We start from the raw sequence: 16,739 nt of genomic DNA, 5'->3' as shown, positions 1-16,739 counted from the left end.
GTCAGGCCGGAAAGTTGAGGGGTTGCCGAGGTCGTGTGGGTGCCCGATATTCGGCTGCCCTATGCGACCTGTGTGTATTCGTGGATCGCTCCGCCGAGTCGGTCGCGGCGGATGACCTTGGCGTCGGGATGGTGAGGGCTTCGTCGATGTAGTGGCACAGCTGCTCGCGTTCGCCTGTCTCATAGGCGCCCCCGTTGTGCTCGTCGTTGACGACGTTCAGAGCCAGGACAACACGCTGCACAGCAGCGAAGATGTGCTCATCGGGAGCGCCTTGGAGCAACGGGAGCTCCGCCTCGAACGCGCCCAGGACGCTGTCGGTGGCGACGAGCAGGCGCTCGGGGAAAAGCTCGGCCATGCACGCACACTCCGGATCCAACGTGCCAGCGGCCAGCTCCCGTTGTTCCTCCGCTATGCCCTCGCGCCAAGCTGTCGTAGGTCTCTCACTCATGGGCGGACCGTACAGCTGGCCACTGACAGCGACGTGTTCCGATCGCACATGGCTCCGGAGGGGCCTTTGGTTGCTGGTCACCAATCAGCCGGCTGGAGTCTGCCTCCCTCGCTCGGCTCTCGCGATAGCTCCTCGGCCCAACTACTGACCTGCGCCCCATTGACCCCAGTCAGGCAGCGGCCGGCCGGGAGACGAAAACGCGCTCCAGCAGGGCGTACAGCGCGACCCGGTCATCGTCGCCAAGCCCGTCCAGACCCTCCTGAGTGGCGCGCATCTTCACGCGAATCGCGTCCGCGACGCGCTCGCCCTCGGTCGTGAGGACGACGTTCTTGACGCGCCGGTCGGAGGGGCTCGGTTCGCGGCGTACCAGGCCGCGCTTCTCCAGCCGGTCGATGATCCCGGTCATGTTCGAGGCGTCACAGGTCAGAGTGTCGGCCAGGGACCGCATCGCCGCGGGCCCCCGGCGCAGCACCGTCAGTGCCTTGCCCTGGCTCGCCGTGAGGTTCTCACTCGCCGCCGCGACCGTGAAGTCGCCGTAATAGGCACCGAGTGACACCGAGAGCAGCTCCATGAGCTGGGCCGTGCCGACGCGGGGAGTTCCTGTCATGGGAGTCACTTTACCCCGGAAAACTTGACGATCTCAACTATTAATGTTTACCGTCTCCCATTGCTTGAGAACCTCAAGCATCAAGGTTGTCAAGTAACTGAGAGAGATTCGCCGTGTCCCAAGCACATCGCGCCGCGCCCCCAAGGGTCCCCGGGCAGACCCTGCTCGTCCTGGCCCTCGGGGCGGCCGCCATGGTCGTCTCGATGATGCAGACCCTGGTCGTCCCGGTGCTGAGCATCATCCAGGCCGATCTGAACGCCACCACGGCGAATGTCAGCTGGGTGACCACGGCCACACTGCTGTCAGCCGCCGTCTTCACCCCGCTCCTCGGCCGCTTCGGTGACCAGCACGGCAAGAAGCCCACCCTCGTCGGCGTCCTGCTCGTGATGATCGCGGGCTCGGTGCTCGCCGCCACCACCAGCTCACTGACCTGGCTGATCGTCGGCCGGGTGATGCAAGGGGCGGCGACCGCGATCTTCCCGCTCGCCCTGTCCGTACTGCGCGAGGAGATCAAGCCGGCCAAGCTGCACGGAGCCATGGCCCTGGTCAGCGGAACGCTCGCCTTCGGCAGCGGGCTCGCGCTGGTCGGCGCCGGACTCCTCACCCAGGGCTCGAACCCGGACTACCACCGGGTCTTCTGGCTCGCGGTCGCGCTTGCCGTGATGGCACTGGCCGGTGTCCTGCTCGCGGTGCCGCCGTCCCGCGCGAAGACCGGCGGACGGACCGACTGGCTGGGCGCGCTCGCCCTCGCGATGCTGCTCGTGCTGCTGCTTCTGCCCATCTCCCAGGGCCATGAGTGGGGCTGGACGTCCGGCAGGACGCTCGGCGCTTTCGTCGGTGCGGTCGTCATGGCATTCGTATGGGTCGCGGTCGAGCGCCGGGTCAAGGAGCCGATGGTCGACATGAAGATGTTCGTCCACCGGCCCGTCCTCTTCACCAACCTGGCCGGGCTGCTACTTGGATTCGCGATGTTCGCCCAGTTCATCGGCGTCTCGTACCTCGTGCAGATGCCCGAGAGCCTGACGGGCTACGGATTCGGTGCCTCGGTGCTCGACGCGGCCGTCGTCTACCTGCTGCCTACCACCCTCGTCTCACTCGTGGGCGCCCAGGCCGGAGGACTGCTCGTGCGCCGGATCAGCGCGCGCTTCACACTGGCCACCGGCGCCGCCTTCGGCGTACTCGGCTTCGTCTGGCTGACCGCCGCGCACGGCACCACTGCTTCGGTGATCGGCGCGGGCATGGTCATCGGCCTGGCGATCAGCTTCGGATACGCCTCCATGCCGGCGCTCATCGTCGCCTCCGTACCGGCCCACCAGACCGGAATCGCCAACGGAATCAACTCCATCTCCCGCTCGGTCGGCAGCGCCGTCGCGAGCGCCGTGATCACTTCGCTCCTTGCGTCGAAGACCATCGCGCTGCCGGACGGAATGCCGGCACTGCCCCAGGAGAGCCAGTTCACGCTGAGCTTCGCCATCGCCGGAGCGGCCTTCGCCCTGGTCGTGGTCGTCGCCCTCATCGGACTCAGGATGGCGCGCGCACCTCGTACAGCGGTGGCCAGGAAGGCCGACGCATCGGGGGCGGCGGAACCCGCAGGCTCTACACATGACGTCGAACTTGTCTGATCAGAAAAGCTGTTGAGGTCCCGGCGGAACCCGACGCACCGGAAGCCGGTTCACTCTCGGCCTCCTCATTGCGCCCGGGACTGTCGGCGCCGTGGCCTCACAGCCCCCTGAGCCCTTCCCACCACACGTCGCCCGCCAAGACCGGCCTCCCTCAGAAAGGCACACCTCGATGAAGACCTCGCCCCGCCCCGACGACGGATCGGCACCGGTCGACCACCGCACGCAAGTCGCAGCCGAGACCGCCCGGCTCGTCGCAGCGGTCAGGGACGCCGACCTGACGACCCCAGTACCCAGCTGCCCCGGCTGGACACTGACCGACCTGGTTAAGCACACAGGCAGCGTCCAGCGCTGGTTCTCAACCCTGCAGAGGGCGGCCATCCAAGAACCCCCACAGAGCCGCACGGTGGACCTGCACCTCCCGGATCGGCACGACGAGTACCCCGACTGGCTGACCGAGAGCGCGACCGTGGCCGCGGGCGCCTTCGCAGCCACCGACCCGAGGCTGCCGATGTGGGCGTGGGGCGCCGACCAGCACGCGCGCTTCTGGGCACGCCGGATGCTCTTCGAAACCCTGCTGCACCGAGCCGACGCCGAGCTGACACTCGGCCTCCAGCCCGCGATCGACCGCGCGGTCGCGGTCGACGGGATCGACGAGTTCCTCGTCAACCTGCCCTTTGCCGCCTTCTTCGCCCCCAAGGTCGCCAACCTGCGCGCCCCCGACAGGACCATCCGCTTCCGCGCCACTGATGGCGACGGCGACTGGCTCGTCCGCCTGCGGCCCGACAGCTTCGGGCTCGCCACGGCCAGCGCGGACGCGCACACCGCTGACGCGACCATCCGGGGTACCGCCCGCGACCTGCTGCTGCTCGTCTACGGCCGCCTGCACCACGACTCCACGGCCCTCTCGCACGAGGGAGACGACGACCTGCTGACGCACTGGTTCGCCAACTCCGCGTTCTGAGACGGCAGCCATCGTCCTGGCCGACCGCTCAGGGGTGCGGCGGGACTGTCCAACCAACGGGTCTGGCCCGAAGTCGGTGGTGACGCCGAGTAGCCATCCGCGATCATGATCTCGTGATGGATGTCAACTCCCTTATCGGGACGGTGTTTTCCGGGCTGTCGGCGCTGGTAGTCGAGGACGTGACGGGCGACGGTGACGAGGTGGTGGGCACGGCCCGCACCCGGGATGTGGCGGTGCCGTGTCCGGCGTGCCGAACGCCAGCGGCGAGGGTGCACGGGTACCACCGCCGGACGGTGCGGGACGTGCCGGTCGACGGCCGCCCGGTCGTCGACCACCTGCGCGTACGAAGGCTGGTCTGTCCGGTTCTGGGCTGCTCGCGGCAGACCTTCCGTGAGCAGATTCCCGGACTGCTGAAGCGCCATCAGCGCCGCACTGTGCGTCTCGCCGCGCAGATATCGCAGGTGGCACGGGAGTTATGCGGCCGGGCGGCCGCACGCCTGGCCGGTCTGCTGGCCGTGCCCGTCTCCCGCAGCACCGCGCTGCGCCATCCGCGGCGCCTGCCGCTGCCCAAGCAGGCCATCCCGCGGGTGATCGGCGTGGACGATTTCGCCCTGCGCCGCCGCTACGCAACGGTCATCACGGATGCCGAAACCAGCCGACGCATCGCGGTCCTGCCCGACCGCGAGATGGCCACCCTGGAGTCCTGGCTGCGCGAGCATCCCGGTGTCGAGGTCGTGTGCCAGGACGGCTCGGCCACCTACGCCGAGGCCGTCCGCCGCGCCCTGCCCGACGCGGTGCAGGTCAGCGACGGATGGCACCTCTGGCGCAACCTCTGCGACAAAGCCCAGCTCGAGGTCCGCGCGCATGCCGGCTGCTGGGCCACCATCGACCCTGCGCCTGCCGAAGAGTCCATCCACGCAGTTCAGGTGGCATGTTGGTATTCGTGGAGGACTCCGTCGAGGCGGTCTCTTCGTCGTACGTCGAGGTGGGAGATCTGTGCAGGGGTGAGCGGTTCGGGGACAGCGCGTAAGGGGGCTGCCTGATGCATCGCTTGGTGGGGGCGATGGAGGTTGTAGTGGAGTTCGAACTGGCGGAGCGCGTGGTGCAGATGTCGTTCGTTCCAGATGAAGGTGTGGTCCAGTAGTTCGTGGCGGCAGGTTTGGACCCAGCGTTCCATGATCGTGTTCATGCGCGGTATTCGTATGCCGGTTCGCACGACGTGAATGCCGGCGTCGGCCAGGATCTGGTCGAAGAGGGCGGGGTACTTTGCGTCCCGGTCTCGGATCAGGTGCGTGAGGGTGGCGTTGGTGTCAGTCAGGTCCATGGCCAGGTTCCGCCGGGCCGTCTGGGTCACCCAGGCTGCGGTGGGGTGGGCGGTGGTGCCGAGGATCCGGATGCGGCGCGTGGCGTGTTCGATGACGGCGAGGATGTACTGGCGCTGTCGGGTCAGGGGTGATGGTCTCGATGAAGTCGCGGGCCAGGATGGTGTCGGCCTGAGATCGCAGGAAGTCGGCAAAGGTGGTGGCGGCCTGGTAGGGCGCGGGGTCGATGCCCTCGGAGGTGAGGATTTCCCAGACGGTGGAGGCGGCGACTTGGATGCCGAGGGTGGCGAGTTCGCCGTGCACCCTGCGATAGCCCCAGGCCCGGTTCTCTCGGACCAGGCGGAGAATCAGCGCGCGAATTGAGCGGACCGTGGGCGGCCGGCCCGGCTTCTTCGGCCGGCACGTGCGGGCATGGCGCCGCTTGATCAGGTCGCGGTGCCAGCGCAGGACGGTGTCTGGCCGGACCAGTAACCGGAGCCGGCGCAGGACCTGACAGGGTGGGGGTACCAGTAGAGCGGCAAGGAATGCCCGGTCTTCCGCAGTGAACTTCACCCGGTCCGCGCCGAGCTGCCGCTCAAAGATGGCGAGTTGGTGACGCAAGGCGAGGATCTCCGCGTCCTTGTCGCGGTCGCTCATCGGCAGTAGCCGCAATACAGCAAACAGGTTGGTGACGGTCAGGCAGGCGAGGCGCAGCAGCACGAGTGCTTATCCTGCCGCACTGTCGAAGACGCTCCTGAGCTGCATGGATGACATTTTCGGCAGGCGCAGGGCGGCCGATGTCCAGGCCCTTGGCTCTGCGCTCGGCCCGCCAAGTGGTGAGCGTGGGCCCGATCAGTTCCCAACGTGCATCGGAGAGGTCACAGGGATACGGGCGTTGTCGTGTCATGTTTCGGTAGTACCGGCGAACAGCCCGTCTCCCCAGGGCGCAAACAGGGTCAAGCGGGGGCGCATTGGGATCAGACAAGAGCGAACCGCAGTAAACGGGCTGCCGACGCAAGGCAGGCCTCAGTCGACGAATGGAACACCTCTGCCCCACTAGCCCTCACCGCTTGAAGCCCCACCAAACAACCCCGCAGGGGCAAATCGCTCTTTTAGAGGTCGTCTCATCTTGACTGCGGTCTCTATGGCGGTTTGTTCTGCCTCAACCTCAAGGACGGTCAGGAGCAGAACGCCTCCTACGGCCACCGGCGCAAGACCCACCTGCCCTGGCACGCCTATGCCCACGTCACCCCCGACAGCGGCCCCGCCACCGTCACCGTGCCACTCGGCGCCGGCGGTGGCCATGCCTCCTGCCGCATCGCCGTGAGCGGCCGCGAAATCCAGATGGCCACCGCCTCCGGGGCGTACGGGCGTGCCGTGTGCATCGCCAACATTCCGCCCCGCCAGAAATAGCCCCGAGCCTGTCCGGCGCCCGTGTGACACCTGAGCCCCCTGGTGCGCTGGACAAACGTGGCGGCCGCACGGCCAGAGCCCGAGAGCGACGAGCAAACCATCACAGGAACGGAACCCTATGGACCACGGCATGGCCGACAGACGCGGGACGACGGGTAGACGGCGGCTGCGGCACCGGCGGTGGCGGACGATCGGCCTGCCGTCGCTGGCCACCGCGGTCCTGGGGTCGGGCGTACTCGCCGCGTTCGCCCTTGGTGTCACGGACAGCGAGCCTCGCGGGCAGGGGGCGCAGGCCCGGCCCGCCGCGGTGCGCACGCTGGCGTTGGGCGGGTCCTCGGCGACCGGTCGGTCCCGTCAGCAGACGGCCACCGGCCCGTTCTCGCTGGTCGGGGTGAGCTGGCCGACGGCGAAGGAACGGCTCACCGGCACGGTCGAGGTCCGCACGCGCGGCATCGAGACCGGTGAGTGGAGCGACTGGCGCACCCTCGAACTCCCGGACACGCCAGCCGACTTGGGGCGGGATGGAACCGGTACCGGGTTGCGCGGCGCCACCGAGCCGTTGTGGGTCGGCCCGTCCAACGGTGTCGAGGCCCGCGTCGATGGCAAGCGCAAGCTGCCCGCATCTCTGCGTCTTGACCTGGTCGACCCGGGAGTACGAGAGGCAGGGGGTGGCGTCGGGCCGGTCGCGTACGAGGCGGAGAACGCCACCCCGTCCGCATCACCGACTTCCGTCACCGGTCCGCGCTGTCTGGACGGACTGAGCGCGCCGCCGACCACCCCAGCCTCCGGGCCGGTCCCGAAGCCGGCGATCATCTCGCGGGCGCAGTGGGGCGCGGACGAGTCGATCGTGCAGTGCCCGACCGTCTACAGCCCGAGCGTCAAAGCCGTCGTCGTGCACCACGAGGCGGGCAACAACAGCTACAGCTGCGCGCAGTCCGCGGCGATGGTCCGCTCGATTCAGGCGTACCACGTCAAGACGCAGGGCTGGGGCGACATCGGCTACAACTTCGTCGTCGACAAGTGCGGGCAGATCTTCGAGGGCAGCAAGGGCGGCGTCGGGCTGCCGGTGAAGGCGCGGCACACGCTCGGCTTCAACCCGGACACCGTTGGTATCTCGCTGCTGGGCAACATGGAGACGGCGAAGCCGAGCAAGGCGGCGCTCAAGGCCATTGCCCGGATCGCCGGGTGGAAGCTCGGCCTGTACGGCGAGAAGCCGAGCGAAACGGCCACGCTGACTGCCGAGTTCGACAACGGCCGCTACACCGCGGGCCAGCAGGCGACCGTGCCGCGGATCACCAGCCACCAGGACCTCATGGCCACCGCGTGCCCGGGCGCCAACCTGCACGACCAGCTCACCGCCCTGGGCGCCCTGGCCGCGTCTCCCACGGCCTCGGCCTCTCCGGCCGCTGCCGACACCAACCGCGACGGGGTGAACGACCTCGTCGCCGGGATGCCCAAGGGGGCGGGCGGTGGGCAGATCGCCGTCGTGCCCGGTGGCCTCAACGACCTGGTCACAACTGCCAAGAGGCTGATCTCGCAGTCGAGTTCGGGCGTGCCGGGCGCGGGCGAGCCGGGCGACGAGTTCGGCACCACGACTGGGACCGGGGATGTCAACGGCGACGGCTACGCGGACGTTGTGGTCGGCCAGCCCGGCGAGGACGATACGAGTGGCAACGCCGACCGCGGCGCTATCACCGTCCTGAACGGCCCCGGCCTCAACTCCGGTTCCACCTACACCACCTCAGGCGTCACGGCGGCCGGAAGCCGGCTCGGCTCCGCACTCACCGTCGGCGACTTCAACGCAGACAGCAAGGCGGACATCTTCGCCGCCGGCACCGGCAACGGCGGCTCCTGGAACGCCCACCTCACCGGCAAGTCCACCCAGTACGGCACCCTCTCCACCACCGGCACCCTCGCCTACGAGGCCGCCACCAGCGGCGACTTCAACACCGACGGGTACGCGGACGTCGCCCTCAACTACCGCGACGCGAGCGGTATCGGGCGGGTCGTCTGGTTCAAGGGTGGCACCAGCGGCCTGACCAAGGTCGGAGTGCTCACGGTCAAGGGCGGGCGCTCCGTCGCCGCAGGCGACCTCAACGGCGACGGTACCGACGACCTCGCCATCGGCCAGCCGTATACCGCCGAGTCCGGCGCGAGCTCGGGCGGCCAGGTCACCGCCGTGTACGGCATCGCGGGCAGCGGCCTGACCGCGACCGGCGCCAAGGCGATCAGCCAGGCCACGTCCGGGGTGCCCGGCGCGGCCGAGTCCGGCGACGCGATGGGCGCCTCCGTCGCGGTCGGCGACTACAACGGCGACGGCTACGCCGACGTCCTCGCAGGCGCCCCGAACGAGGACATCACCCGCGACGCCACCAACCGCTCCAACACCGGAACCACCCTGCTCCTCAAAGGCAGTTCGGCCGGGCCGACGGGCACCGGTGCCGTGGCGATCTCCCAGGACACCAGCGGCGTCCCCGGCGCCACCGAGACCGATGACAATCTTGGTTCGGCCGTCGTCCTGACCGACCTGTCCGGCTACGGCCGCACCGACCTCGTCCTCGGCGCGGCGGGCGAAGACACGGGCGACGGCACGTTCCTGTACGTCCCCGCAGGCAGCACCGGCCTGGGCCTGAGTTCGGCCACGTACAACGGCAAGAACCTGCTCGGCACCGCCATCGGCGCCCGCCTCGGCGGCGTCCTCGCACCCTGATTCATAGGTGGACGGCCCCGTGCCCTGAGCCATACATAAGCACCGTACTCAGGGCACAGGGTCGTGGCACACGAGCGTCAACGCGACGCGCTCCGGCCGTGGGCACGAGTAGGCGCGCCAGCGGGAAGCAACCAGGGAGGGCGAACGACGGGTCGCCGCACCAGTTCGCTACCCTCGAAGGCCACGTCCTCCAACACGGAGGCGGCAGCATGCGGTGAGGAATTGAGGACCCAGGTGGCCAGCGGGTCTAGTACTCCAGCTGTAGATCGCGATCTTGCTGGCGGAGGGCCGCCGGCCAGAGCGTAGGGGCCCGCCCTGCAGGGTTTCTCGGGCTGGGAGGTAAACCCAGCTCTGGCCAGTTCATGAGGTTCTCCAGGGTGGCGCGGTCACCCTCGCTTCGCAGGTTGTCCAAGGGGAGGCGACCGTGCAGGGCGAGCAACAGGTTGCTCGCGGATCCGTGGAGGTAGGCGTCCGTTTCATGTTGGCCGTCGATGAGGTGTGACCCCGACTCCGTCACGTCGACCAGCCATGACTCGCCCTCGGCGGCGTGCAGGCCGATCCGGGCCGGCTCGTGCGGCCAAGTGCCAGCGGTGCCATGGCTGATACCGATGAACTCGGTGATGCCGTCGAGTGCTACAACCGCCGGGACGGGCTGGGGAGTTCCGGTGGCCAGCTGGGCGTCGAAGGCATGGACAGCGGCCTCCTGGACCTGATGACGCGCCACGGCACCACTGGTCGTCGGGACGTCGGAGCTGCCCCACCAAGTCCAGCAGTCCGCCGCGGGACCTGCGGCTCGCAGGGCGGCGATCAGCTCCTGGGTGGCTGCGGCCGAGCGGGCCAGTAGGTCGGCTGACAGCGTGTCATCGGCCGGTGCCACGGTCGGGGGCTTCTCGCTGGGACCGGCTACGACCGCCGCCGCCCAGAACCGTTGCACGTCGGTAAGGTGCTCGACGAGGTCGCGGAGCGACCAGTCGGGGCAGCTGGGGACGCGGACATCCAGATCGGGGGAGCCCGCGATGCTACTGCGCAGTGCGGCGGAGCGGTCCTGGACCAGGGCCAGCAGGTCTTCGAAGGCAGGTGTCTGGGTCATCCCAGCTTCCTATCACCCGGCACTGACATTGATATTGGTGCGCAGGTTCCGGTGGTCGTGCTGTTGGGGGGCAGATCCGGGAATGGGTGCGGCCGCCGGTGATCATCGGTGTGTGAAGACAGAAGATCAGACGGTAGCCGCAGGTCACAGCATAGATCCTGCCCGCTGGCAGGAAACGTTCGAGGTCCTGATGGGCCGTATCGCGGGACGGTTCGTCCGGGTGGAACCTCGGCGCCGGGAACGGGCGTTGGTGCTCGGGCTGTTGTCGGACCTGCCGCGCAAGAACTGCTGGACGCTCTCCGAGCATGCCGGGGACGCGAACCCTGTGGGTGCCGACAACCCTTGTCACCCCCTATGCGACCTGCGTGTATTCATGGATCAGTCCTCCGAGTCGGTCGTGCCGGATGGTGCGGGTCTGCTCGTCTTCGGCGGGTCGTGGGGGCGCGTGGAGACTGTCTGGAGATCGCTGTCCGAGTGATCGGTGGGGCGGCAGCAGGGGACGTACCTGCTCGGCGGAGGCCGCGTTGTCCAGCAGGACGAGCATGCGCCGGTCGGCCAGCAGGGTCCGGAACACGCGGCCCTGGGCCTCGTGGTGCGGGGGGATATCCGACGCCGAGAGCCCAAGGCTGCGCAGCAGCAGTTCAAGGGCCTCGCCGGGCTCGAGGGGCTGCCGGTCGTGGTCGAAGCCATGGAGGTTGACGTAGAGCTGGCCGTCAGGGAAGTGGTCGCGGACCTGGTGCGCCCAGTGCACGGCCAGCGCGGTCTTGCCGATGCCGGCGGCACCACCGAAGGCGGAGATGGCCACGGTGTGCGCCGCCCCCTGCTCCTGCGCGGGCGGAAGCAGTGTGTGGAGTCGGTCGAGTTCGCCGACGCGTCCGGCGAAACCCGGAGTGTCGTGTGGGAGTTCGGCGGGCACGGCGCTCTCGCACGGTGTGGAGAGCACCGACGGGGACGGACGCAGGAGGAAGGCACCGTCCTGGTGCAGCACCGCATCGTGCACCCGACGCAGTTCCTCACCGGGATCGGCTCCGAGCTCGTCACGCAGTCGTACGCGCATGTCCTCGTAGGCCCTGAGCGCTTCCGCCTGACGTCCGCAGCCGTACAGGGCCCGCATGCGCAGGGCCGTCAGTGACTCGTCGTAGTGGTCGGAGGCGGACGCCACCCCGCTGAGGCTGTCCAGGCCCTCCCCGTAACGGCCCAGCAGAACCAGGCACTTGAGCCACTCCAGCCGGAGCGTCCGCCGCCGCTCCTCCCATCGCCGTCGCTCCTCCTGCGCGAACGGTCCCGGCAGGCCGGCCAGCGGCTCTCCCCGGAACAGCCCGATGGCAGCGGACAGTTGATCTGCGGCGGTGGCCAAGTCTCCTGCCGCTACGGACCGCATCGCCTCGCGGCTGCGCTCCTCCAGATCCGTCGTGTCGAGCCGGACCCCCTCGACGGCGAAGCGGTACCAGCCCTTGCCGCTGCGGATCACCGACTCCGCGGGCGGGGTGCCGTCCGGATCAAGCGTCCTGCGCAGCGAGTTGACGTGTGTGGGCAGTACCTTGCGACCGCCGGCGGGTAGCCCCAGCCCCCACACCGCGTCGAGCAGCCGCTCATGACTCACCATGGCGCCCTGGCTCAGCAGAAGGGCGGACAGCACGGCCTGTCCCTTGACCGGGCCCAGCTCCAGTGGTATCCCGCCCCGCCATGCCCGCAGCGGCCCGAGCACTTCGAACCGAAGCGCTTGAGGACTTCCACCGTCCACCGCGAAGCCTCCGTTTCCTACGCTGCCCACGTCATCGAAAATTCATCGATATTGCAGCACGCCGGGACACGGTGGTGGCCACGACATTACGTAACCCGCACAACCAAAAGGAATGCCGAATCCCCGCAGTGGAGTTGGTGGCCACCGTTGACCGCAGAAGCGGCGGTCGCACTCAGCAGTACCTCCTGTGGTGTCGCGAATATCCGAGATTGACGACGAACTGTTATGGAGGGACGGGGACAGTCGCCGAAGCCGGTGTGGACGAGGCAAACACGGGATTGCCGACGGCTGGGCGCGCCCTGATCGTGATGGTGTCCCCCGTGATGGTGCAGGTGATCGGGGGGCACAGACTGCTCCTCCCTTCTTCATGTGATGAGGCTGTATGTGGAGTCATGGGACCTTGTTGGGTGACCGATACACGCTCGGCGAGCAACTGGGAAGCGGGGCCATGGGGGAGGTCTGGCGCGCCGCGGACCGGGTGCTGGACCGGGAGGTAGCGATCAAGATCCTGCTGCCGCGGCATCTTGAGGAAGCGGCTTTCGCCGCTCGGTTCCGCCGGGAAGCCAAGACCCTTGCCGCGCTCACGCATCCCGGGATCGTCGATGTGTACGACTATGGCGAGGAGTCGGATGCCGGCTCGGGAACCGGGTTCGCGTACATCGTGATGGAGCTCGTTGACGGGCGAACCCTCGCCGAGGTCCATCAGGAGCGGGGAGTTCTGCCGGTTGGGGAAGCGCTGGAGATTGTCGCCCAGGCGCTGGAGGCCCTGCACGTGGCGCACCAGGGCAAGATCGTGCACCGGGACGTGAAGCCGTCCAATCTGATGCTCCGGGCCGACGGCCGGGTCGCTGTCACCGATTTTGGCATCGCGAGCACTGCGTCGGGCACTGGCCTCACGGCCGCCCGCCAGGTGCTCGGCACCGCCTTGTATATGGCTCCCGAACAGGCGGAAGGGGCCGGGGCGCTGCCCGCATCCGATCTCTATGCCATGGGTGTGCTGTGCTACGAACTTCTCACCGGGGAGCCGCCGTTCACCGGCGCCTCGGCGATCGAGGTCGCCCTCAAGCACATCCGTGAACCGGTTCCCCAGCTGCCCTCCTCGTTTCCCGGGCCGGTACGGGACTTCGTCGCCCGTGCGCTCGCCAAGGAACCCGGGCAGCGGCATGCGAACGCGGCGGTGATGGCCGCCGCCGCGCGGCGCGCGGCGGCGGGTCAGGGCGATCTGTCCGCCGCACTGCCCCCGACGCGGCCGCTTCCACGGGACGGGGAAGGCAGCAAGGGCCGCGGACGTACGCCCGGGCGCCGCCGTACGCTGCTGGCCGTGGTGCCGGTCGTCATCGTCTCGACCGGGGCAGTCGTCTACCTCGAGACGCTTCCCGGGGCAAGGGCATCGCAGGGTGACGGCTCTGCAAAGCGGTCTTCCGCGTCGGCCGACGCGGAACCGGGGCCCGCCTCATCGAGCGCGTCAGCTTCGCCTTCCGCTGCCTCCTCGAGCCCGTCCGCGTCAACGGCCGGGGCTGAGGATAGTCCGGCGGCGAAACCTGGAGGCCATGGTGATCCGGCCCGGCAGAGCAGCACACCGACCGCCGGACCGGCGGCAGAGACAGAGGCCGGCCGTCCGGCTGGCTGCGGGGGCGATCAATGGGGCTCGATCGTCAACGTCGGCAGCGGGCGCGCGCTGGGGCTCGCCGGCGACCGGCCCCGGGCGGGCGGTGTGGTGGTCACGGGCGGCAGCACCAGCCATGGGTGGGTCGTGCGGGTGGGTGGGTTTCCCGGCGGCTCCACCGGCATCACCTCCTGCTCGGCCGAAGGATTCAGCCTCGAGGACCAGCGGGCCACCCCGCACTCCGTGGGAGTCCTCAGCAACGAGCACACGATCGGCCAGTCCTGGGACCTGGTGGACGCCGGCGCTGGCGCCTACTACATCAAGCCGTTCGTGAACGACAGCTGCCTCACCGATACCGGCGCGAACAAGCAAGTGATCACCGACGTCTGCCGCACCGGCGACAAGAGCCAAATGTGGCGCCTGCCGACACCTGGGTGAACTGCCCGTTGGGCAAGCATGGCACGATGCCCGCCAGGGTGTTCACCGGCGGGCAGGACGACCAGCAGTCCACACAGCCCAAGGTGTCATCCGCCGCGCTCGCGCAGGACGGTGCCTGGATGATCGATTCCAAGGGGCTCAGTGGTCGTAGGTAGTGAGCGCGCGTCTCGTCGTCTGGCCGGTATGGTCGTCGTGCCAGATGACGGCGGTGAGAGCCAGGATGCGCTGCAGGACGCGGACGGCCACCCCGCCAGGCGTACGGCCACGATCCCGTTCGAGGTCGAGCTGGCCCTTGAAGGTCTCGTTGACGGACTCGATGACCTGCCACAGCGGCTTGAACAGATGTGATCCGGGCCGCTCGGCCTCGCCCTTGCGGGTGGGCCGCAGCAGCCGGATGCCCAGCTTGGTCAGCTTCTGCTCGAAATCGCGGCCGAAGGAAATTCTTGTCGCCGATCACGGTCTGTCCTGGCCGTTCGTCGACGAGTTCTGCTTCGACGGCGAGCAGATCCAGCAGAGTCTCGCGCTCGTCGGCCTTGGCTCCCGTCAGTGCGAAGGTGATCGCCAGACCGTGCTGGGTGCACACCAGGTGCAACCGTAGTCCCCAGAAGTAGCGCGAGTGGCTGGCGCAGTACCCGTACTGGGCCCATCCGGCCAGGGCCTGTTGTGAAAGTGCCGACGGGCCGGACGAGGTGCTATCCAGGTCCGGCCCGTCCGTTCGTCTCTACAGGTCGAGCTGGTACTGGAGTGTCGTGTGCGTGGGCACGTAGCCGAGGCTGTCGCTGATGTGTTTCATGTGCGTGTTGCTGTCGGCGGTGTCGGTCAGGAGGCCGCCGAGGTCTGGGTAGTGGCCGTGGGCTTGTCGGATCGCCTCGGCCTTCATCCATCGGCCGAGGCCATGCCCGCGGTGCTCGGGCAGCACGCCGGTGCCGTAATGCTGGGCGTCACCTGTGCCGCCGCCGGGGACGACGAGTTCGGTGAACCCGGTGATCGAGCCGTTGGAGGTGTCGATGGCGACGACGGTGTGCAGGTGGTCGCCGCGCTGTTCGACGGCCTTCGCCGCAGCCCGGACCCGGTCCACGTCCCAGGCCGTGGTGCCGTGGTCGGTGTCTTCCATGGGCATGTCGTCCATGGCGCGGCGTGAGGCGGCGAACGTCTGGGCCAGATCGTCGGGGACGGTTCCCTGCCATGACGCCAGCCGGTAGCCGGGATGCGGACGCTCGATGACCTCGGCGAGGGCGGTGGTGTCCACGTCGGCCAGTGGCAAGCGGGCGAACCTCAGGGTGAGGACCTTGCGGAAGCTGTGGGCCGGCAGGAAGTGCTCGCCGGGCGATCCGGCCCCGGCCTGCGCGACGACGCAGCGCCGGGTGTTGTCCCGGGCGGCGGCCACGGCAGTGTCGAGGAGCCGGGAGCCGACGCCCTTGCGGCGCTCCATGGGATGGACGTGGAGAGTCAGTTCCGCCAGGTGCTCTTGTCCGCCATCGAACAGGCGCAGAAAGGCCGTTCCGACAGGGTTGGCATCGGCGTCGGACGCCAGCCATGCGAGACGCCGGCTGTGTGCCCCATGAGCGGGGTCGGTCAGTGGGGTGATGCGAAGCGACAAGGTGTTGTCTCCGTCGTGAGGAGGTGGCAAAGGTCAGTACGCGGGCTCAACTGCTCGGCACTCCTGCGCATGTGCTCCACACCTCCTCGTCGACGTGCCGGTCCGCAACGATATGGACGGCTGGGAGAACTTAGCCGGCCCATCAGCTGCGTGGCAAAGGGTTAACTGAAGGCTGCTGCGACCGTGGTCACAGCCATTCGTTGATGGCTGCGACCAGCACGGTTGCCTCATAGCGAACGGCGAGCTTGTCGTACCTTGTGGCCACGGCCCGGTGGCGTTATAGGCGATTGATGCCGCACTCGACCGCGTGTCGCTCGCGGTAATCGGTCTTGTCGAACGTCGGAGGCCGGCCGCCGCGGGAGCCAAGCTTCTTGCGGTTTCGGATCTGGTCCTTCTTCTCCGGGATCGTGCATCGTATCCCGCGTCGGAGCAGGTAGGCGCGGTTCCTCCGGGAGCCGTACGCCTTATCCGCACGCACCTTGTCGGGCCGTGTGCGGGGACGTCTCAGCCCCAGCCGGGGGACCCGGATCCGCTCCAGGACCGGTTCGAACTGACGAGAGTCCCCGCGCTGTCCGGCCGTAATCACGATTGACATGGGCTTCTGCCCCTGCTCGACCGCAAGATGAACCTTGGTGGTCAGCCCGCCTCGCGAGCGCCCGAGACCGTGGTCGTCCGGCTCGACCTCGACACCGCCGGGCGACTCCTTCTGAAGATCCCCCTTTTGACCGCCCCGGCAGCGTGTTGATGAGCGCGGTACACCGTTGAGTCGACGCTGACATCCCAGGTGATCAGGCCTTCGCGTCGGCTTGGGCCTGCAGTTCGGTGAAGACGCGCTTCCAGGTGCCGTCACGCTGACGGCGCCGGAATAGGTCATAGACCCGATCCCACGGCCCGTACCGCTCGGGGACATCCCGCCAGGGTGTCCCGGCCCGGGTCCGCCACCGTATGCCGTCGATCAGCTGCCGCCTCGGCCATATCGGCGGCCTGCCGGACTTCTTGCCTTTCGGCAACAACGGCTCCAGCCTGGCCCACTGCTCGTCCGTCAGATCTCCACGCGCCAGCGCGTGATCATTTCACGACCAAGATCGACTTTTGCAACAGGCCCTAGTGTTCTGAGTCAGGAATTCTGTTCAGATGTGTAGGCTTGCTCCATGGCGCGGACGGGGCGGCCGAAGGCCGAGTTGACACTGTCGGACGAG

General features: G+C 68.4%; 11 protein-coding genes and 6 pseudogenes. 8 read left to right on the top strand and 9 right to left on the bottom strand.

Going from position 1 to position 16,739, the window contains the following annotated elements:
* Nucleotide 1 precedes the first annotated feature (1 nt).
* On the bottom strand, nt 2–448 hold the full coding sequence (locus ACWFR4_RS04075; RefSeq protein ID WP_453650676.1) for a hypothetical protein: 447 nt from the start codon (nt 446–448) through the stop codon (nt 2–4).
* Nucleotides 449–617: 169 nt separating this feature from the next.
* Nucleotides 618–1,055, bottom strand: a complete 438-nt coding sequence (locus tag ACWFR4_RS04070) for a MarR family winged helix-turn-helix transcriptional regulator (protein WP_326710019.1) — start codon at nt 1,053–1,055, stop codon at nt 618–620.
* A 113-nt stretch (nt 1,056–1,168) separates the two neighbouring features.
* Between ACWFR4_RS04070 and ACWFR4_RS04065 the strand changes: the two genes are divergently transcribed.
* The 3 genes and pseudogenes from ACWFR4_RS04065 to ACWFR4_RS04055 all read left to right on the top strand — a co-directional run.
* Complete coding sequence (locus ACWFR4_RS04065) at nt 1,169–2,677, top strand: MFS transporter (RefSeq protein WP_453650674.1); 1,509 nt, start codon at nt 1,169–1,171, stop codon at nt 2,675–2,677.
* Nucleotides 2,678–2,846: 169 nt separating this feature from the next.
* The gene (locus ACWFR4_RS04060; RefSeq protein WP_382638648.1) at nt 2,847–3,638 is read left to right on the top strand and encodes a maleylpyruvate isomerase family mycothiol-dependent enzyme; all 792 of its coding nucleotides are present in this window, start codon (nt 2,847–2,849) and stop codon (nt 3,636–3,638) included.
* Between the two features lie 116 nt (nt 3,639–3,754).
* Nucleotides 3,755–4,537, top strand: a pseudogene (locus ACWFR4_RS04055) (ISL3 family transposase); the annotation flags it as partial.
* A gap of 23 nt (nt 4,538–4,560) precedes the next feature.
* Here ACWFR4_RS04055 and ACWFR4_RS04050 read toward each other — a convergent pair.
* Together ACWFR4_RS04050 and ACWFR4_RS04045 are read right to left on the bottom strand one after the other, a co-directional pair.
* Nucleotides 4,561–5,659 (bottom strand): annotated as a pseudogene (locus ACWFR4_RS04050) (integrase core domain-containing protein).
* Nucleotides 5,660–5,726: 67 nt separating this feature from the next.
* A pseudogene (locus tag ACWFR4_RS04045) lies at nt 5,727–5,846 on the bottom strand (IS5 family transposase); the annotation flags it as partial.
* A 245-nt stretch (nt 5,847–6,091) separates the two neighbouring features.
* Between ACWFR4_RS04045 and ACWFR4_RS04040 the strand changes: the two are divergent.
* Together ACWFR4_RS04040 and ACWFR4_RS04035 are read left to right on the top strand one after the other, a co-directional pair.
* Entirely contained in the window at nt 6,092–6,352 is a 261-nt protein-coding gene (locus tag ACWFR4_RS04040; RefSeq protein ID WP_453650671.1) for a hypothetical protein, read from the top strand.
* 130 nt (nt 6,353–6,482) lie between these two features.
* Nucleotides 6,483–9,062 carry an FG-GAP-like repeat-containing protein gene (locus tag ACWFR4_RS04035; protein WP_453650669.1) on the top strand — a complete coding sequence of 860 codons (2,580 nt, stop codon included), beginning with the start codon at nt 6,483–6,485 and terminating at the stop codon, nt 9,060–9,062.
* Between the two features lie 247 nt (nt 9,063–9,309).
* Here ACWFR4_RS04035 and ACWFR4_RS04030 read toward each other — a convergent pair whose 3' ends face one another.
* Nucleotides 9,310–10,152, bottom strand: coding sequence for a maleylpyruvate isomerase family mycothiol-dependent enzyme (locus ACWFR4_RS04030; RefSeq protein WP_453650667.1), 843 nt, complete (start codon nt 10,150–10,152; stop codon nt 9,310–9,312).
* A 190-nt stretch (nt 10,153–10,342) separates the two neighbouring features.
* On the opposite strand from ACWFR4_RS04030, the pseudogene ACWFR4_RS04025 reads away from it, so the two are divergent.
* Nucleotides 10,343–10,483, top strand: a pseudogene (locus ACWFR4_RS04025) (IS701 family transposase); the annotation flags it as partial.
* Nucleotides 10,484–10,504: 21 nt separating this feature from the next.
* Here the strand turns inward: ACWFR4_RS04025 and ACWFR4_RS04020 are convergent.
* Nucleotides 10,505–11,791 carry a BTAD domain-containing putative transcriptional regulator gene (locus tag ACWFR4_RS04020; protein ID WP_453650665.1) on the bottom strand — a complete coding sequence of 429 codons (1,287 nt, stop codon included), beginning with the start codon at nt 11,789–11,791 and terminating at the stop codon, nt 10,505–10,507.
* Between the two features lie 487 nt (nt 11,792–12,278).
* On the opposite strand from ACWFR4_RS04020, the gene ACWFR4_RS04015 reads away from it, so the two are divergent.
* Together ACWFR4_RS04015 and ACWFR4_RS04010 are read left to right on the top strand one after the other, a co-directional pair.
* Entirely contained in the window at nt 12,279–13,940 is a 1,662-nt protein-coding gene (locus ACWFR4_RS04015; RefSeq protein WP_453650663.1) for a serine/threonine protein kinase, read from the top strand.
* A 26-nt stretch (nt 13,941–13,966) separates the two neighbouring features.
* Nucleotides 13,967–14,095 carry a hypothetical protein gene (locus tag ACWFR4_RS04010; RefSeq protein WP_453650661.1) on the top strand — a complete coding sequence of 43 codons (129 nt, stop codon included), beginning with the start codon at nt 13,967–13,969 and terminating at the stop codon, nt 14,093–14,095.
* Here the strand turns inward: ACWFR4_RS04010 and ACWFR4_RS04005 are convergent.
* The 3 genes and pseudogenes from ACWFR4_RS04005 to ACWFR4_RS03995 form a co-directional block, all read right to left on the bottom strand.
* Nucleotides 14,079–14,595, bottom strand: a pseudogene (locus ACWFR4_RS04005) (transposase); the annotation flags it as partial. The gene ACWFR4_RS04010 and the pseudogene ACWFR4_RS04005 overlap by 17 nt on opposite strands.
* Nucleotides 14,596–14,661: 66 nt before the next feature.
* Nucleotides 14,662–15,540 (bottom strand): GNAT family N-acetyltransferase, encoded by an 879-nt coding sequence (locus ACWFR4_RS04000; protein WP_453650659.1) that lies wholly within the window; start codon nt 15,538–15,540, stop codon nt 14,662–14,664.
* Nucleotides 15,541–15,727: 187 nt separating this feature from the next.
* Nucleotides 15,728–16,601, bottom strand: a pseudogene (locus ACWFR4_RS03995) (IS5 family transposase).
* Between the last annotated feature and the right edge of the window lie 138 nt (nt 16,602–16,739).

The sequence above is a fragment of the Streptomyces sp. NPDC055140 genome (assembly GCF_053607285.1).
The sequence above is the reverse complement of the archived record's forward strand: the minus strand, read 5'-3'. Positions and strand labels throughout refer to the sequence as shown.